13 protein-coding genes are annotated in these 16,928 nt (G+C 72.5%); 6 read left to right on the top strand and 7 right to left on the bottom strand.

What is annotated here, in order from left to right; translation table 11 throughout:
- The first annotated feature begins 9 nt into the window (after positions 1-9).
- From VB059_RS00260 to VB059_RS00250, 3 genes are all read left to right on the top strand, one after another.
- Positions 10-3,093 (top strand): MMPL family transporter, encoded by a 3,084-nt coding sequence (locus tag VB059_RS00260; protein WP_323420011.1) that lies wholly within the window; start codon positions 10-12, stop codon positions 3,091-3,093.
- On the top strand, positions 3,090-5,534 hold the full coding sequence (locus VB059_RS00255; protein ID WP_323420010.1) for a YhgE/Pip domain-containing protein: 2,445 nt from the start codon (positions 3,090-3,092) through the stop codon (positions 5,532-5,534). The genes VB059_RS00260 and VB059_RS00255 overlap by 4 nt, the downstream gene beginning before the upstream one ends.
- A 147-nt stretch (positions 5,535-5,681) precedes the next feature.
- Positions 5,682-6,017: a hypothetical protein gene (locus tag VB059_RS00250; RefSeq protein ID WP_323420009.1), complete on the top strand. Its 336-nt coding sequence runs from the start codon at positions 5,682-5,684 to the stop codon at positions 6,015-6,017.
- A gap of 178 nt (positions 6,018-6,195) precedes the next feature.
- Here VB059_RS00250 and VB059_RS00245 read toward each other — a convergent pair whose 3' ends face one another.
- The 7 genes from VB059_RS00245 to VB059_RS00215 all read right to left on the bottom strand — a co-directional run bounded on the left by VB059_RS00245 (position 6,196) and on the right by VB059_RS00215 (position 13,000).
- Positions 6,196-7,260, bottom strand: coding sequence for an alanine racemase (locus VB059_RS00245; RefSeq protein ID WP_323420008.1), 1,065 nt, complete (start codon positions 7,258-7,260; stop codon positions 6,196-6,198).
- Between the two features lie 150 nt (positions 7,261-7,410).
- The gene (locus VB059_RS00240) at positions 7,411-8,562 is read right to left on the bottom strand and encodes a lipid II:glycine glycyltransferase FemX (RefSeq protein WP_323420007.1); all 1,152 of its coding nucleotides are present in this window, start codon (positions 8,560-8,562) and stop codon (positions 7,411-7,413) included.
- A gap of 109 nt (positions 8,563-8,671) precedes the next feature.
- The gene (locus VB059_RS00235) at positions 8,672-10,420 is read right to left on the bottom strand and encodes an FAD-binding oxidoreductase (protein WP_323420006.1); all 1,749 of its coding nucleotides are present in this window, start codon (positions 10,418-10,420) and stop codon (positions 8,672-8,674) included.
- Complete coding sequence (locus VB059_RS00230; RefSeq protein WP_323420169.1) at positions 10,417-11,196, bottom strand: lysophospholipid acyltransferase family protein; 780 nt, start codon at positions 11,194-11,196, stop codon at positions 10,417-10,419. Before VB059_RS00230 ends, VB059_RS00235 begins: the two co-directional genes overlap by 4 nt.
- Before the next feature lie 38 nt (positions 11,197-11,234).
- Entirely contained in the window at positions 11,235-11,402 is a 168-nt protein-coding gene (locus VB059_RS00225) for a hypothetical protein (protein WP_323420005.1), read from the bottom strand.
- Entirely contained in the window at positions 11,392-12,177 is a 786-nt protein-coding gene (locus VB059_RS00220; RefSeq protein WP_323420004.1) for an SDR family oxidoreductase, read from the bottom strand. Before VB059_RS00220 ends, VB059_RS00225 begins: the two co-directional genes overlap by 11 nt.
- Before the next feature lie 19 nt (positions 12,178-12,196).
- Positions 12,197-13,000 carry a deoxyribonuclease IV gene (locus VB059_RS00215; RefSeq protein ID WP_323420003.1) on the bottom strand — a complete coding sequence of 268 codons (804 nt, stop codon included), beginning with the start codon at positions 12,998-13,000 and terminating at the stop codon, positions 12,197-12,199.
- A 221-nt stretch (positions 13,001-13,221) separates the two neighbouring features.
- On the opposite strand from VB059_RS00215, the gene VB059_RS00210 reads away from it, so the two are divergent.
- From VB059_RS00210 to VB059_RS00200, 3 genes are all read left to right on the top strand, one after another.
- On the top strand, positions 13,222-13,674 hold the full coding sequence (locus tag VB059_RS00210; protein ID WP_323420002.1) for a DUF3592 domain-containing protein: 453 nt from the start codon (positions 13,222-13,224) through the stop codon (positions 13,672-13,674).
- Between the two features lie 164 nt (positions 13,675-13,838).
- Positions 13,839-14,897, top strand: coding sequence for an L-glyceraldehyde 3-phosphate reductase (gene mgrA, locus VB059_RS00205; RefSeq protein ID WP_323420001.1), 1,059 nt, complete (start codon positions 13,839-13,841; stop codon positions 14,895-14,897).
- An 8-nt stretch (positions 14,898-14,905) separates the two neighbouring features.
- The gene (locus VB059_RS00200) at positions 14,906-16,768 is read left to right on the top strand and encodes a long-chain fatty acid--CoA ligase (protein ID WP_323420000.1); all 1,863 of its coding nucleotides are present in this window, start codon (positions 14,906-14,908) and stop codon (positions 16,766-16,768) included.
- Positions 16,769-16,928: the final 160 nt, after the last annotated feature.

The following is a 16,928-nucleotide window of genomic DNA, read 5'->3' as shown; positions in this document are numbered from 1 at the left end:
GGAGTCGCGATGTCGTCGGTCCTGTATTCCATCGGCCGGTGGTGCTTCCGCCACGGCGGGCGCGTCCTGATCGGCTGGCTGCTGGTGCTGGCGGTCACCGGCGGCGCGGCTCTGCTGATGATGGACCGGTTCGACGACTCGTTCACCCTGCCCGGCACCCAGTCCCAGCAGGCCCTCGACCAGCTGGGGATGACCTTCCCGGAGATGTCCGGCGCCTCGGCCACGATGATTGTCGTCACCGGGCCGGGCCATTCTCTGGACGACCCCGACGTCCGGGCGGCGATCGAACGGACGACCGACGAGATCGGCAGGCTCGACTTCGTCCGCCAGTCCCAGTCGCCGTACTTCGAGATGATGCACGGGATGATCAGCTCCGACCGCAGGGCCGGGCTGTCCTCGATTATGCTGACCGTCCCGATGACGGATTTCACCACCCAGCAGAAGGACACCCTGCTCGCCACCGCCGACCGGCTGCAGACCCAGCTGCCGCCCGGCTCCACGGTGCGGCTCGGCGGTGAGGCGTTCAACGCCACCATTCCCAGCCTCGGCGTCGTCGAGCTCCTCGGCCTGGGCGTCGCCCTGGTGGTGCTGGTGCTGACGATGGGGTCGCTGATCGCCGCCGGCATGCCGCTGCTCACCGCGGTGATCGGCGTCGGCATCTCGATGGCGCTGATCATGGCCTCCACCGGCCTGACCCGGATGAACTCCACCACCCCGATGCTGGCCCTGATGCTGGGGCTGGCGGTCGGCATCGACTACGCCCTGTTCATCCTGTCGCGGCACCGCGAACAGCTCGGCCAGGGGCTCGCCACCGAGGAATCCGCCGCCCGCGCCGTCGCGACCAGCGGGTCCGCGGTCGTCTTCGCCGGCCTGACGGTGTTCATCGCGCTGATCGGTCTGGGCGTGGCCGGGATCCCGTTCCTCACCACCATGGGCGTCGCCGCCGCGATGGCGATCGCCATCACCGTCGCGATCGCCCTCACCCTGGTCCCCGCCCTGGCCGGGCTCGCCGGGGAGCGGATGCGGCCCAGGCCACGCCGGCTCACCGCCCGGCACCGGGCGCGGCACCGGGCGTCCGACGACACCTCCACCGACGACCCGTACGAGGTTGCCCGGCGGCGGATGCAGGCGGTCGCCGAGGGCCGCGGCGGTGGCTCGGCGGGCTGGTGGGTGCGCACCGTCACCCGCCGCCCGGCGCTCACCATCATCGCCGTGGTGCTCGTCCTCGGCGCGCTCGCGGTGCCGGTGCGCGACATGCACCTCGCCCTGCCCAACGCCGGTCAGGCCCGGGCCGGCACCCCCGCCCGCGAGGCGTACGACCTGATCCGGGAGCACTTCGGGCCCGGCTACAACGGCCCGCTGGTGGTCACCGCGCAGATCGTCGGCTCGACCGACCCGCTCGGGGTGATGGACGGCCTGAAGAAGGACATCGAGGCGATGCCCGGCGTCGCGGTGGTGCCAATCGCCACCCCGAACCGGACCGCGGACACCGGCATCGTGCAGATCTTCCCCACCACCGCCCCCGACGACCCCGCCACCGAACTGCTGGTGCAGCGGATCCGGGCGGCGGCACCCGGCTGGCAGGCCCGCTACGGCACCGAGACCGCGGTGACCGGCTACACCGCGGTGGCGATCGACGTGTCGCAGCGGCTCGGCGCGGCGCTGCTCCCGTTCGGCATCTTCGTGGTCGGGCTCTCCATGGTGCTGCTCACCATGGTGTTCCGCTCGCTGGTGGTGCCGATCAAGGCCACCATCGGCTACCTGCTGTCGGTCCTGGCCTGCTTCGGCCTCACCACGCTCGTCTTCACCGACGGCTTCGGCGCCCGGCTGGTCAACGTCGAGGTGCCCGGGCCGCTGATCTCCTTCCTGCCGATCATCACGATGGGCATCCTCTTCGGCCTGTCGATGGACTACGAGGTGTTCCTCGTCTCGCGGATGCGGGAGGAGCACGTCCACGGCCGGCCGGCGCGGGCCGCCGTGCACACCGGTTTCGTCGGCTCCTCGATCGTGGTCGTGGCGGCCGCGGTGATCATGGTGTCGGTCTTCGCCTTCTTCGTCCCCGAGTCCGACCGCGGCTCGCTGCAGCCGATCGCCTTCGCGCTGACCGTCGGGGTGGCGATCGACGCGTTCCTGGTCCGGATGACGCTCGTCCCGGCCGTGATGGCCCTGCTCGGCGACAAGGCCTGGTGGCTGCCGCACTGGCTGGACGTCCGGCTGCCGATGCTCGACGTCGAGGGGTCCGATCTGGCCCGCGAACTCGCGCTGCGGCACTGGCCCGGCCCCGGCGAACCGACCGTGCTGACCGCCGAGGCGCTGGTCGCCGGTGACGCCGACCGCAAGCTGCACCACCCCGTCGACCTGCGCCTGCAGCCCGGCGACCGGCTGCTGGTGACCGGTGAACCGACCGACCGTACGGCACTGCTGCTGGCGCTGTCCGGCCGGCTGCCGGTGGCCGAGGGCCGCGCCCGGGTCGCCGGCCGGCTGCTGGAGCAGGCCGGCCGGGTCCGCCGCCGGGTGGCGTACGTCGACCTGTGGCGCAGCCCTGACCCGGCCGTCGACCTCTCCCGGCTGATCGCCCGCCCGACCGACGCCGAGCACGTGATCGTCATCGACGACGCCGACATGGCCGCCGACGCCCGCACCCGCGCGCTGCTGTCCACCCTGGTGCGGCACAGCCCCGCCACCGTGGTGATCGGCGCCCTGGACGAGCGCGGCCTGGAGCCGCTGCTGCCGTTCGGCACGCCCCGGGTGATGGCCCGGCCGTACGTGGCGGCGGACAGCGGGCCCGCCGCCCCGGACCGGGGCGGGCCGACCGCACCGCCGCCGGACACCGCCGCCCCCGCGGCCGACCTCGACGGCATGGCCGTCGGCGGGCTCGACACCGCCCCCTTGGGCGCAGCGGGCGGCACCGTCCCATCAGGCGCAGTCGGCGGCACTGTCCCGCTGGGCGCGGGCGGGCCCGACACGGTCCCGCTGGGCGCGGGCGGGCCGGCTGCCGCCCCGCCGGACGGGAACGTCCCCGCCGGCACCGCGGACCACCGGCCGCCGGCCGGATCCTCCGACTCCGTCCTCCAGACAGGAGACCACCGATGACCACGAACTCCGCCGGCCGGTCCCGCGCCGGGGCCGGCGCCGTCCGACGCTGGGGCGTCGTGCTCGGTCTGGTGCTGGTGCCGCTGCTGATCGTCGGCTCGCTGGGCTGGGTGACCGCCAGCGCCGAGAGCCGCCGGCCGACCGTACGGGCCGCGATCGTCAACCACGACGTGCCGGTGACCATCCAGGGCCAGCTGGCCCCGATGGGCCGTCAGCTGTCCGCCGCGCTGGTCAAGGGCCCGGCACAGGGCACCGGCTACACCTGGGTGCTCAGCGACGACAGCGACGCCGCCGCCGGGCTCGCCTCCGGGCGCTACGTCGCCCGGGTGGTCATCCCGGAGGACTTCTCCGCGGCCGCCACCTCGTACGGCGGGGCGGCGAAGGACGCCCACCAGGCCAGGATCGACGTCACCACCTCCTCGATCACCGGGGTCGCCGACGCCGAGATCGCCCGCCAGCTCGCCGATGCCGCCGCCCGCAGCCTGAACAGCACGCTGACCCAGGGCTACCTGGACCAGGTGTACCTGGGCTTCAACCGGTCCGCCGACGGCATGCGTCAGCTCGCGTCCGGCACCTCCGACCTGGCCGACGGCGCCGCCCAGCTGTCCGGCGGGGTCGGCTCGGCCCACTCCGGGTCGGTCCAGCTCGCCGACGGCCTGGCCCAGCTGAAGGCCGGCACCGCGCAGCTGCCGGCCCAGACCGCCCAGCTCGCCGCGGGCTCCCGACAGGTCTCCGACGGCATGGCCCAGCTCTCCGGCGGGCTCGGGCAGCTCTCCGCCGGCGCCGACCAGCTCTCCGGCGGGGCGTCCACGTACGCCGCGGGGGTGAAGCAGTACACCGACGGGGTCGGGACGGCCGCCGACGGCGCCGCGCAGATCAGCGCCGGGATCGACCAGCTCAGCAGCGGGCTCGACTCCGCCCTGCCCAGCCCCGAGCAGCTCGCCCAGATCCAGAAGGTGATCGACCGGTTGCGCCCGGTGCTCGACCAGATCACCGCCGCGCTCAAGGACATGCAGGGCACCGCCGACCGGCTCAGCGCCGGCACCGGCGCCGTGGTGAAGGGCCTCGACACCACGGTCAGCGACCTGACCGCGCTCTCCTCCGGTGCGGTGACCTGCCCGGCCGACATCGCCGCCCAGGGCCAGGCGGCCTGTGACGGCTGGAAGGCGGGTGTCAAGCAGGGGGCCGACCGGGCCCTCGCCCTGCTCACCACCAAGGACCCGAGGACCGGCTACAGCGTCGTCACCGCGGCGAAGGCCGCCGACACCGCCGCGACGAGCTTCCAGGAGCTGGTCCGCGCCAACGGCGGCACCCTGCCGGGTCTCGACCCGGCCCAGATCGACCTGATCATGGCCGCCCTCACCGACCTGCCCGGCCAGGTCGCCCAGCTGCAAACGGGTGTGCACCAGCTCAACGACGGGGCCGCCCAGCTGTCCGGCGGCCTCGCCCAGCTGAAGGCCAACGGCCCGGCGCTGGTCGACGGCGCCGGCCAACTGGCCACCGGCGGCAAGCAACTCGCCGACGGGGCCGCCGCGTCCGCCGCCGGCGCCACCCGGCTGTCCTCCGGCGCCGCGCAACTGGCGGACGGCACCCAGCAGCTGGCCGCCGGCATGGTCCCGCTGTCCTCCGGTATCGCCCAGTCGGCCGACGGTGGCCGCCAGCTCGCCGACGGGATGGGCCGGCTCGCCGACGGCGCCGCCCAGCTCGCCGCCGGCACCGACCAGCTGGCCCGCGGGGTGAGCGACAACGTGAGCGCCATCCCCACCTACACCGACGCCGAACGCCAGAACCTCGCCGCCGTCGTGGCCTCCCCGGTCGCCACCGACGGCAGCGTCGTGTCGGCGACCCCGGTGCTGGCCGCCGGCGCGCTGATCGCCGTCATCGCGCTGTGGTTCGGCACCCTGGCGACGTACGTGCTGCGCCGGGCCGTCCCGACACGGCTGCTCGGCTCGACCCGCTCCACCCCGTGGCTGCTCGCCCGCACCGTCGGGCCCGGCGTCGGCATCGCCGTCGTCCAAGCGGTCGGGATCGCCCTCGCCTTCCAGGCGGTGACCGCCCGGGCAGGGACCGGGCTGTCCTTCGGCCGGGCCGCGGCGGTGCTCGGCGTGCTGGTGCTCGGCGGCGTGATGTTCGCCCTGGTCCACCACGCGCTGGTGGCCTGGGGCGGCAACGTCGGCCGGGCGATCGCGCTGTTGATGGCCGTGCTCACCCTCGCCGCCGGCGTCACCTCCGCGGTGCCCGCCTTCTTCGACACCGTACGACCTCTGCTGGCCCTGAGTCCGGTGCTGGATGCGGTGCGCGCCGCGGTCACCGGCGGGTCGGTCGGGGGGCCGCTGCTCGGGATCCTGGCGTGGGCACTGCTCGGTGCGGTCGCCGGGGGCCTGGCGGTGATGCGGGAACGTCGCGTCGGTGTGGCGCAGTTCGTCCGGACGTACGCGTGAGGCGGGACGTACGCGTGAGGCGGCACATACGCCTGAGGCAGGGCTGCGGACCGCAGGCCGTGCCCGGGCCGGGCCGGGCCGACGTGCGCCCGGTGGTGTGAGCGCGGTGGGAGCGGGCCGGGTGGTGCGCCGCCGTAGCATGGCGCCGTGACGGATCCCCGTGAACCCGTGTCGCCCCGGCGGCTCCCGCCGAGCCGGCGCAAGCCGCACCAGCTGTCCTCGCGCTGGGCGCTGCTGGTCTCGCTGCTGTTCATGACGGTGGTGGAGCTGTTGCTCGCGGTGACGCTGCGCCGCTGGGAGTTCGCGGCCTCCGCGGTGCTCTTCCTCGGCGCCGCGGTGGCCGGATGGCTGGCGCTGCCGATCGCCGCGGACGCCCCGCACGGCGGGCGGGACGCGCCGGGCCGTACGCACCTGGGGTGGGGGATCACCGTGGTGGTGCTGGTGGTCGGTGGCTTCGTCCTGGGGGCGCTGGGCACTCGGTAGGCGGCCCGACGGTGCTGGGCACCCGGTAGGCGGCCCGACGGTGCTGACCTCGGCAGCGACACGGGCGCGACCCAGTGTGACGTCGGGGCCGACTGCCGCGCCGCCCGCGGGGCGTCGGGGCCGACCGCAGCAGCGACCGCGGGGCGTCGGGGCCGCTACGTCCTGTTGCTACCTGGTGCTACGCCGTCCGCGCGGCGACGATCTCGTCGAACAGGGCGGTGGTCATCCGCATCTCGACCGGCACCTGGTCGCCCACCTCCGGCGGGGTCGACCCCTTCGGCAGGAACACCATCGACGACTGCATGTGCGGCGGCTCGAGGAACATCCGCTTCTTCCCGTCCAGCGTGTAGGGCGACAGGGCCCGGCCGGCCGCCTCCAGTGCGCCGGTCGCCACCGAGATCGCCTTCGACCGCATCGTCGAGCCGGAGGTCGGGGCCTCCATGCCGACGCCGTTCGCCGTGCCGCCCGCGACGACCACCACCCAGCCGTCGCCGGGGCAGCGGTGCTGGTGGTAGCCGACCCGCTCGCCCCGGGAGACCTCGTGGAGGTCGAGGACCGTCGCCGTGGTGGCGTACGCCGAGCGTCGGCCCAGCCACAGGTCGGTGCCGATCCGCAGCCGGGTCTCCAGCGGTTCCTGGATGCCGAGCTCGCGGCCGATCGCCTGCGCGGTCGCGGTCGGCACGTGCGAGAGCCAGACCGAGGCGCGGAAGGCGTCCACGGCACGGCTGGCCAGGGCCCGGGCCTCGGCCTCGGTGGCGTCGGAGTGCAGCGGCAGGTGGATGGTCCAGCCCTCGATCTCGACCATCCCGGACGCCGCCTCGACCCCGGCCAGGTCGGTGGTGGCCAGCCCGTGGCGGCGCATCGAGGTGAGCACCTCGAGCACCACACGGGGGCGTACGTCACCGCCGAGATTGCCCAGCACCTCGAGGTCGTCGAGCCGGGAGACCGTGGAGATCACCCGCGGGTCGCGGGCCAGCTCGACGGCGCGTGAGTCGAACGGCCGCCACGGCTGCAGGATGACGATGTCGCCGTCGAAGTGGTCGCGGACCGCCGCGACCTCGCCCGGCACCCCGACCGCGAGGGTCCGGACGCCCAGGGCCTGCGCCTGCTCGGCCAGCCGGGCCAGGCCGAAGCCGTACCCGTTGCCCTTGGCGACGGGGATGATGCCCGGGGTCCGCTCGACGACAGCCCGCTGGTGGGCCCGCCAGGCGTCGGTGTCGATGGTCAGGGTCAGTCCGCTCACGGTGGCCAGCCTAACCGGCCGAGCGCCCGGCACGCCCGGGCCCGCCGCGCGGCTTCGGTCACGCCGCGCCGCCGCGGACACGGTCAGGGACAGCTCGCGCCTGCCGTACGACCACGACCGGTCGGTCGGGGGGAGGGAGAGGATCGGGGCTCAGCCGCGCCGCTTCATGTACAGGTCGAACGCGGCGTAGAGCACCCGGTTGAGCGGCAGATCCCACTCGCCGAGGTACTCGACGGCCTCACCGCCGGTGCCGACCTTGAACTCGATCAGCCCGACGTGCGGGTCGTTCCGGTCCACCGAGTCGGTGATGCCGCGCAGGTCGTACACATCGGCCCCGGCGGCGATCGCGTCCTGGATCATCCGCCACTGGATCGCGTTCGAGCCGCGCACCTCGCGCTTCTGCGTCGAGGAGGCACCGTACGAGTACCAGGTGTGCCCGCCGACCCGCACCCAGGTGGTGGCGGCGACGAGGTCGCCCTCGTGCTCGGCGAGGTAGAGGTGGATCCGGTCGGGGTCCTCCGCCTCCATCGCCTCCATCATGGTGCGGAAATAGCCGGCCGGGCGTGGCGTGAACCCGTCGCGCCGGGCCGTCTCCGCGTAGAGCGCGTGGAAGGCCGGCAGGTCGGCGATGGTGCCGCGCCGGACCTCGACGCCCAGCTTGTCGGCCTTCTTGATGTTGCGCCGCCAGAGCTGGTTCATGCCCTTGAGCACCTCGTCGGGCGTACGTCCGGTGAGCGGCAGCTGGAAGTTGAACTCCGGCTGGCCCGCGGCGAACCCCTCGCCCGTTTTCGGCGGGCGCCAGCCGAGCGTCCGCAGTGCGTTGTGCACCCGGGCGGCGCCGATGTTGGTCTCGTCCGGCTCCACCACGCGCAGCGAGGTCACCGCATCGTCGGCCAGCGCATCCTTGATCGTCCGGGTGCCCCAGCGGCGGACCACGACCGGCGGGCCGATCCGCACCCCGAAGGCGCCCTGGCGCTTCACGTGCGCGACGAACGGCTCGAGGTAGGCCTCGAGGTCGACGTTCTCCCAGTCCAGCAGCGGGCCCTCGGGCACGTACGCCAGGTAGCGCTTGAGCCGGGGGATCCGGCGGTACAGCACCAGCGCGACGCCGACCAGCCGCTCACCGGCCCGTGCCCCGGGCCCGGTGGCCGCGTCGTCGGTCTCGAACCAGCCGAGCGACTCGTGGCGCCACTCGCTCTTCACCTGCGCCCACGCCGGGGTCTGCAGGAAGCTCGCCGAGCGGAGCGTGGAGATGTACTCCAGGTGCTGGGAGGCCGGGATGCTGCGTACGGTGATCGCCACGGCTCGACTCTACCGGTCGTGGCGGGGGATCCTGTCGCACCGTCGGCGGACAGACAGGCCGGCGACGGTGCGACAGACCTGCGGCCGACGGTGCGACAGGGGGGTGGGGTCAGTCCTGCGGTGCGGCCGGGGTGCCCGGCACGCCGCCCGGCAGCGGCGCGTCGTACGAATGCATCGCCACTCCCGGCTTGCCGTCGTGGAGGATCTTGCCCGGGTTGAAGTTGCGTCCCGGGTCGGCCCCCTCGAGCAGGATCCGCTGCAGCTTCGTGCCGGCCACGGAGATGTCCTGGTCCAGCCACGGGGCGTGCTCGCTGCCGACGCCGTGGTGATGGGAGACGGTCGCCGCGACGTCCATGAAGTTCTGCTGGATGGCGCGCTTGACGGTGTCGTAGTTGGCGTACGTGTGCGCCGGGTCGGTGTCGGGGATGGCGAAGGTGAAGTAGAGGCAGGCGCCGCTGTGGTAGGAGTGCGCGAAGTGGCACATCACGAAGCCCTGCGTCTGCGCCGTCACGAAGGCCTGCTCGACCACCTCAATGGTGCTGTCGTAGAGGTTCTGCAGGTTGGCCCACGGGGTGGCGGTCTCCGACACGTCGGCGGTGGCGCCGCGGTCGAGGAGGAAGTCGCGGATGTAGGGGGTCTGGAACTTCTTCGAGTCGTAGACCGAGCCCACCCCGGTGCCGACGACGATGCCGCCGTGCGCCTTGACGATCTCCTTGACGATGGCCTGGTTCTGCTTGACGTAGCGTCGTCCGCCCTCGAAGCCGATGTAGGACAGGCACATCTGGTCGAGGTCCCAGCCGCGGCGCTTCAGGTAGCCGAACATGCTGCCCATGACGAGCTTCTTCACGCCGCGCTGGGCACGCTGGGTGGCGAAGGAGAACTGCGTCTCATTGGCGTCGGAGACCCGGGAGACGGTGACGTGCGCGTCGGAGTCGTTGATCGCCTTCATCGCCCGCAGACCGGAGGTGAAGTCCGGGAAGAAGTAGCCGACGATCTCGCGGACGTCGGGCACCCGGTGGACGTTCACCCAGGCCTCGGTGATGATGCCGAGCCGGCCCTCGGAGCCGAGGATCATCTCCCGGACGCTGGGCCCCGACGAGGTGGACGGCAGCGCCCGCAGGGACAGCACCTCGCCCTGGCGTACGGCCCGCAGGCCCTTGACGATGTCGGCGATGTCGCCGTACTTGTCCGACTGCATGCCGGTGGACCGGGTGGCGATCCAGCCGCCCAGCGTGGAGTGGGTGAACGAGTCGGGGAAGTGCCCCATCGTCCAGCCGCGCCGGCCGAGCTGCTCCTCGATCTGCGGGCCGAGCGCGCCGGCCTGGATCCGGGCCAGCCCGGACTCGTCGTCGATCTCCAGCACCTTGGTCATCCGGCCGAGGTCGACCGAGACCACCGTACGGCGCTCGGCCGGCATCGGCTCCAGGGCGCCGACGATGTTCGAGCCGCCGCCGAACGGGATCAGCACCGCGTCGGCCTCGACACAGGTGTCGACGATCTGCTGCACCTGGGCCTCGTCGGCCGGGTAGACGACCACGTCGACGACCCGGCGCAGGTCCCCGCGGCGGATCCGGATCAGGTCACGGACACCCTTGCCGAAGGTGTGCACGATGCGGTCGAGGTCGTCGTCGAGCAGGAAGCGCTCGCCGACGATGCCGAGCAGCCGGTCGCGCAGCTCGGTGCCGATCACCGGGGCCGGCACGTCGAGCTCCTCGAACCGGGGCGGGGTGCCGGGCGCGGAGATGTCCAGGCCGATCTGCTTCTTCACGAAGGGTGCGAAGTTCGGCTTGCCCTCCGGGTCGAAGCCGATCCCCTCGACACCCCAACCCCACCACTTCTGGTGCTTGACGCCGGTCATTGGTTGTCCTTCCGCTCACGGTCACGCGCGGTCGGGCGGTCCGCCCCTGCGTGCTTGCTGTCCTCCAGTGCCGCCTGCTCGGCGGCGGCCTTCTCCACCTTCTTGCGCTCCGCCTCGGCGGCGTAGTCGGCGTTGGTGGGGAACCCGGTGGCCAGGGCCATCGAGTCGTGCATCCGCAGCACCTGGTCATGCATGCGATCGGCGAACTTGCGGGCCGTCTCGCCCTTCTCGGCCCACATCGGCTTGCCCAGCACGATGTGCACATCGGGCCGGCCGGACTTCGGCAGGGCGGAGTCGGTCGGCATCGCCAGATGGGCGCCGACGAGCGCGATCGGGATCGCCGGCACGTTGCGGGAGATGCACAGCGCGGCCGGGCCCGGCTTGAACGCGGCCATCGCCCCGGTGCGGGACCGGGTGCCCTCGGGGAAGAGCAGGATGGGGACGCCCTCGGTGAGTAGGTTGCCCGACAGGCCCCGGTGCTTGGACCGGCTGCCGCCGCGTTCCACCGGGAACGCGTTCATGAACATCACCGGCGCCAACGCCTTGGTGGGGCTGGTGAAGAAGTAGTCGGCCGCGGCACCGGTGGCGAGGTAGCGGGTCAGCCGGGGCGGCAGCGCGCTCATCACCAGCGGCCCGTCGAGGTGGCTGGAGTGGTTGGCCACCGCGATGTAGGGCCCGGACATGCCGGCCAGGTTCCGTTTGCCGTGCACGTGGACGTTCAGCAGACTCCAGAACAGCGGCTTCATGAAGCCGCGCTGGGCGACGAAACGGGCCATCGCCCAGCTCGCCGAGGTGTAGCGATGGTGTCCGGTGCTCACGGCATCACCTTAGGACCCGGATCGGCGCTCGCCGACCGCGGTCCCGGTGCGAGCACCCCGGGCACCGGCCGGGCGAGCACCTCGGGCACCGTCCGGGCGAGCACCTCGGGGCAGACGCGTACGGGCCGCTCGACGGACACTCGTCCGGGCACCTCAGAAGACATCGGAGTCCTTGGCCCGGGACCGTGTCAGCTTGCCCGAGACCCACCGGATGGCGCCGCGCGGGGCCACCCGGGCGAGGGCCACCGCGAGCTTCCACTGTGGCGTCGGGACGCAGACCACCCGGCCCTTCCGGACGTAGTCCAGGGCCTCGCGGACCGCCTTGTCGACATCGATCCAGACGATCGAGGGCAGCTTCGAGGAGTCGATCTCGGCCCGCTGGTGGAACTCGGTGTGCACCCAGCCGGGGCAGAACGCGGTGACATGGACGTTGCTGCCCTGCAGCTGGGTGGCCAGCCCCTCGGAGTAGATCAGCACCCAGGACTTGATCGCGGAGTAGTTGCCGGTGGTGATGAAGGCCGCCGAGGAGGCGGTGTTGATGATCTCCCCGCCGCCGCGGCGCAGCATCGACCGGGCGGCCGCCCCGCCGAGCAGGTAGACGGCGCGGATCATCACGTCGAACGCCCGCTCGTCGGTCTCGGTGTCGGACGTCAGCAGGTCTGCGTGCAACCCGAAGCCGGCGTTGTTGATCAACGTCGTGATCGGGTCGACGGAGGACTCGATCCGGGCGACGACCGAGTTGACCTGCGTACGGTCGGCGAGGTCGGCCTGCAGCACCTCGACCTGCACCCCGTACGTGGCGCGCAGCTCGGCAGCGGTCGCCTCGAGCCGGGCGTGGTCCCGCGCGACCAGCACCAGGTGGTCACCCCGCTCGGCGAGCGCCCGTGCGTACGCGGCCCCGATGCCCGAGGTCCCCCCGGTGATCAGCGCAGTTCCCATGGTCGGCAGCCTATCGGGGTCAGAGGTGCTCACGCAGCCACGCCAGGTCCGCCCGGCGCTCCTCGATGCCGCCGGGGGTCTCGAGGATCGCCGGGACACCGGCGTCGCGGACCAGGGCGGCCAGTCGGTCGGGCTCGATCAGCCCCTTGCCGAGGCTCGCGTGCCGGTCGGCGCCCGACCCGGCCTCGCCGCGGGAGTCGTTGAGGTGCACCAGGTCGAGCCGGCCGGTGATCGCCCGGACGTCGTCCAGCACGGTGGCCAGGTCCAGCCCGGCGGCGAAGGCGTGGCAGGTGTCGAGGCAGAACCCGACCCGGTCGAAGCCGTCGGCGGCCGAGATCGCCGCCCACAGGGCCTCCAGGGAGGACAGCTCTCGGGCCATCGCGTGCGCGCCGCCGGCGGTGTTCTCGATCAGCATCGGCACCTCGATCTCGGCACCCTCGACGGCCTTGTACCAGTTCTCGTAGCCCTGGCCCGGGTCGTCGTCGGCGGTGACATGGCCGCCGTGCACGATCACGCCGGCGGCGCCGATCTCGGCCGCCGCGTGCAGCGTCTGGTTGAGCAGCTTGCGCGACGGGATCCGGATCCGGTTGTTGGTGGACGCCACGTTGATCACGTACGGCGCATGCACGTACGCGGTGACGCCGGCCTCCCCGAGTGCCTCGCGCAGCGCGGTCGGACCGCCCTCGAAGTCGAGCACCGGCTTCTTCCAGCCCTGCGGATCACCGATGAAGATCTGGACCGCGTGGATCCCGACGGCGCGCGCCTCGTCCAGCGACGTGGGCGCGTCGACGTGGGCGCCGACCAGCACGGGGAGTTCAGCCATGGTGCGACCCTAGCCCCGCCCCCGGGTGCCGGGTCCAATTCCTGTTCGGCCCGGAGCTTCCCGCGCCGGTTTGGGAGACTGGCCCGCGGGGCGACGCCGACACGGCACGTGAGTCCGGCACGACCCATGAGTGGTGCAAGACGGTGGGACGATGCGGTGACGGCTCCAGGGGTAGTGGGCGGGCCCTGGGCGATGCGTGGACGGCGACGGGAGGGGCAGCGATGGCCACGGCCGGCTGGGCGTTCGTGCTGGCCGTCCCCGTGGTCCTGATCATCGCCGGCGCGCTCCTCGGCGGGGCGCTGGTCAGCCGCCTACGGCTGGCGCGGTGGCGTACGCAGCGGGTCCGTACCACCGGGGCGATCTCGAAGCTGCCGATGGCCTCCGGGCGGCCCCGGGCGGTCGAGGTGACCTACCTCGGGCCGGACGGGCGGCCGTACGTGCTGGCCCAGCGGCGCCCCGGGGCGCCGGCCGCACCCGCCCCGCGGATCGCGCTGCCGATCACCGTGCTCCACGCCCCCGAGGACCCGCGGATCGCGATCGTCGACGACCGGTGGATGGGGCCTGCCGCCCGGGCCCGCGGGCTGTGGACCGCCGGCCTGCTGCTGGTCCTGCTCGCGCTGATGTCCGGCCTGGTCGGCGCCGGGCTGCTGGTGATCGCCGGCTGGCACGGCTGAGGCGACGTCGACCTGGAGGTGGATCGGCTCCAGCGGGCCGGCATGACGGACAGGAGACGATCGCATCCGTAGCGGCCTCCCCGGGTCCGTGTGTGAGGGATGACCATCCATGCGGGGCGGGGACCGGCGGACGGGTGTCACAGGTAACGAGCACAATGGGCGCCATGATGCTCTCCGGAACCCCGTACGTCGCTGCCGAGGACCGATACGACGCCGATCGCCCCGGCGCGATGGTGTATCGACGGGTCGGCACGTGGGGGCTGAAGCTGCCCGTTCTCTCGCTGGGTCTGTGGCACAACTTCGGTGACCTGCACCTGCTGGGGCAGCAGCGCGAGATCCTGCACCGCGCGTTCGACGCCGGGATCACCCACTTCGACCTGGCCAACAACTACGGCCCGCCGTACGGGGCCGCGGAGATCAATTTCGGGCAGTTCCTGCGTACCGACCTCAAGCCCTATCGCGACGAGTTGATCATCTCCACCAAGGCCGGCTGGGACATGTGGCCCGGCCCGTACGGCCAGGGCGGCGGCTCGCGCAAGTACATGCTGGCCTCGCTGGACCAGTCGTTGGAGCGGCTCGGGCTGGACTACGTCGACATCTTCTACAGCCACCGCTTCGACCCGGAGACCCCGATCGAGGAGACCATGATGGCCCTCGACCAGGCGGTCCGGTCCGGCCGGGCCCTTTATGTCGGTATCTCCTCGTACTCCGCGGCGAAGACGGCCGAGGCCGCCCGGATCGCCGCGGACCTCGGCACCCCGCTGCTGATCCACCAGCCCTCGTACAACATGTTCAACCGGTGGATCGAGACCGGTCTGCTCGACGAGCTGGAGCAGCAGGGGATGGGCTGCATCGCCTTCACCGCGCTCGGCCAGGGCCTGCTCACCGACCGCTACCTCGAGGGCGTCCCGGCGGACTCCCGGGCCGCGCAGCACTCCTCGTTCGACACCCACTGGCTCAACGAGGAGACCCTCGGGCGGGTCCGCGGGCTCAACGAGATTGCCCGCGGCCGCGGCCAGTCCCTGGCCCAGATGGCGCTGGCCTGGGTGCTCCGCGACGAGCGGATGTCCTCGACCCTGATCGGTGCCTCCAGCGTGCGTCAGCTGGAGGACAATCTCGGTGCGCTGGCGCACCTCGACTTCACCGACGCGGAACTGGCGGCGATCGACGAGTTCGCCGTGGAATCGGGGATCAACCTCTGGGCCAAGCAGATCGAGGAGTGATCCCGGCCATGCCGAGCTCCATCACCGACCTGCTGGCGGCCAGCGTGACCGCCCACCCGACCCGGGTCGCCACCCGGGTCCGGGCGGACGACGCCTGGCTGACGATGACGTACGCCGAGCTCTGGGCCGCCGTCGAGGCGACGGCCTCCCGCCTGGTGGCCGACGGGCTGGAGGTGGGGGACCGGGTGGCGATCTTCGCCCCCAACTCACCGATGTGGACCGTCCTCGATGTCGCCGTGCAGTCGGTCGGCGCGATCGTGGTGCCGATCTACCAGACCTCCACGGCCACGCAGGCCCGGACCATCCTGGCCGGGTCCGGGGCGCGCTGGGTGTTCTGCGGGTCGTTCCTGGAGACCGACCGGATCGCCGAGGTCCGCGACGATCTGCCCGACCTGGACCGGGTGGTGGTGATGGACGACGAGGACCTCTCCGAGGAGCCCGCCACCGAGGCGTACGTCGAGGTCCGGCGGCGCCGCGCGGCCGTACGCCCCGAGGACCTCGCCACGATCATCTACACCTCCGGCACCACCGGCACGCCCAAGGGCGTGATGCTCACCCACGGGGCGTTCCTGGCCGAGATCGCCGTGGTGCAGGACTCCTTCCACCTCGGGCCGCAGGACAGCAGCCTGTGCTTCCTCCCGCTGGCCCACGCCCTGGAGCGGGCCTGGACCTTCTGCGTGCTGGCCGCCGGGGCGGCCAACACGTACGTCACCGACACCCGTACCCTCGCGACGATGATGCCGTTGGCCCGCACCTCGCTGATGGTGATGGTCCCGATGGTGTACGAACGGGTGCTCAGCACGGTGCGGGAGCAGGCGGCGTCGCCGGCGAAGCGGCGGATCCTCGACTGGGCGCTCGCCACCGGCCTGGCGGCCCAGCGGGCCGGCCGGGACGGGCTGCGAGCCGATCCGCTGCTGCGGGGCCGGCTCGCGCTGGCCGATCGGCTGGTGCTGTCGAAGGTGCGCCATGCCCTGGGCGGGCAGAAGAAGCTGATGGTCGCCGGTGGTGCCCCGCTGCGCCCGGAGGTCGAGGAGTTCTTCTGGGCCTGTGGGATGATCATCACCACCGGCTACGGGATGACCGAGGCCGCCCCGCTGATGACGTACAACACGCCGGATGACCTGCGGTTCGGGTCGGTCGGGCGGCCGATGCGCGGTTCCCAGGTGCGGATCGTGCCGGTGCCGGGGATCCGGAGCGACGACCTCGGCGCGGGCGACGGCGAGATCCAGTTCAAGGGGCCGAACGTGATGCTCGGCTACTGGGACGACCCGGTCGCGACCCGTGAGGCGTTCGACGACGGGTGGCTCCGGACCGGCGACATCGGCCACTTCGACCCCGACGGCTACCTGGTCATCACCGATCGGCTGAAGGACCTGATCGTCACCCGGCAGGGCAAGAACATCGCGCCCGGCCCGATCGAGGAGGAGCTCGGGGCCGACCCGTTCATCGCCCACGCCGTGCTCGTCGGCGACGACCGGCCCTGCGTGACGGTGCTGATCTCCCCGGACGTGGGCGAGCTGGAGGCCTGGGCGGAGGCGCACGCCATCGCGTACGGGTCGCTCGAGGACCTGGTGGCACATCCCGACGTGCTCGCCGAACTGCGCCGCCGGGTGGAGAAGGTGTCGGCCAAGCTGCCGCACCAGGAGAAGATCCGCGACCTGCGGGTGATCTTCGACGAGTTCACCATGGAGAACGGTCTGCTCACCCCGACCCTCAAGGTGCGCCGTCGCGCGGTGGAGAAGCGCTTCGCCGCCGTTGTCGACGAGATGTACGACCGGATCGCCGCTGCCCGGAAGGTCGCCAAGGACGCCGCCGAGCACGCCCGGGAGGCTGCCGACCAGGCGCTACACCGGTTGAACGGCGACCGGTAAAGGAAGGCGGTTTCGCGTGTCGATGGTGCCGTCGCTACGACGGTGACAGAACCTGATCCTGCCTCTGCATCAGAGCGCCTGGTGCTGGCGACAGTGAGTGGAGCGACGGGGTCGTGGACACGACGGGTGTCCCAGGGCGACGGTGGCCGGGGCGATCTGC

This window comes from Raineyella sp. (assembly GCF_034933565.1).
Lineage (GTDB): Bacteria > Actinomycetota > Actinomycetes > Propionibacteriales > Propionibacteriaceae > Raineyella.
This window is presented reverse-complemented; position numbering and strand designations above follow the sequence as displayed.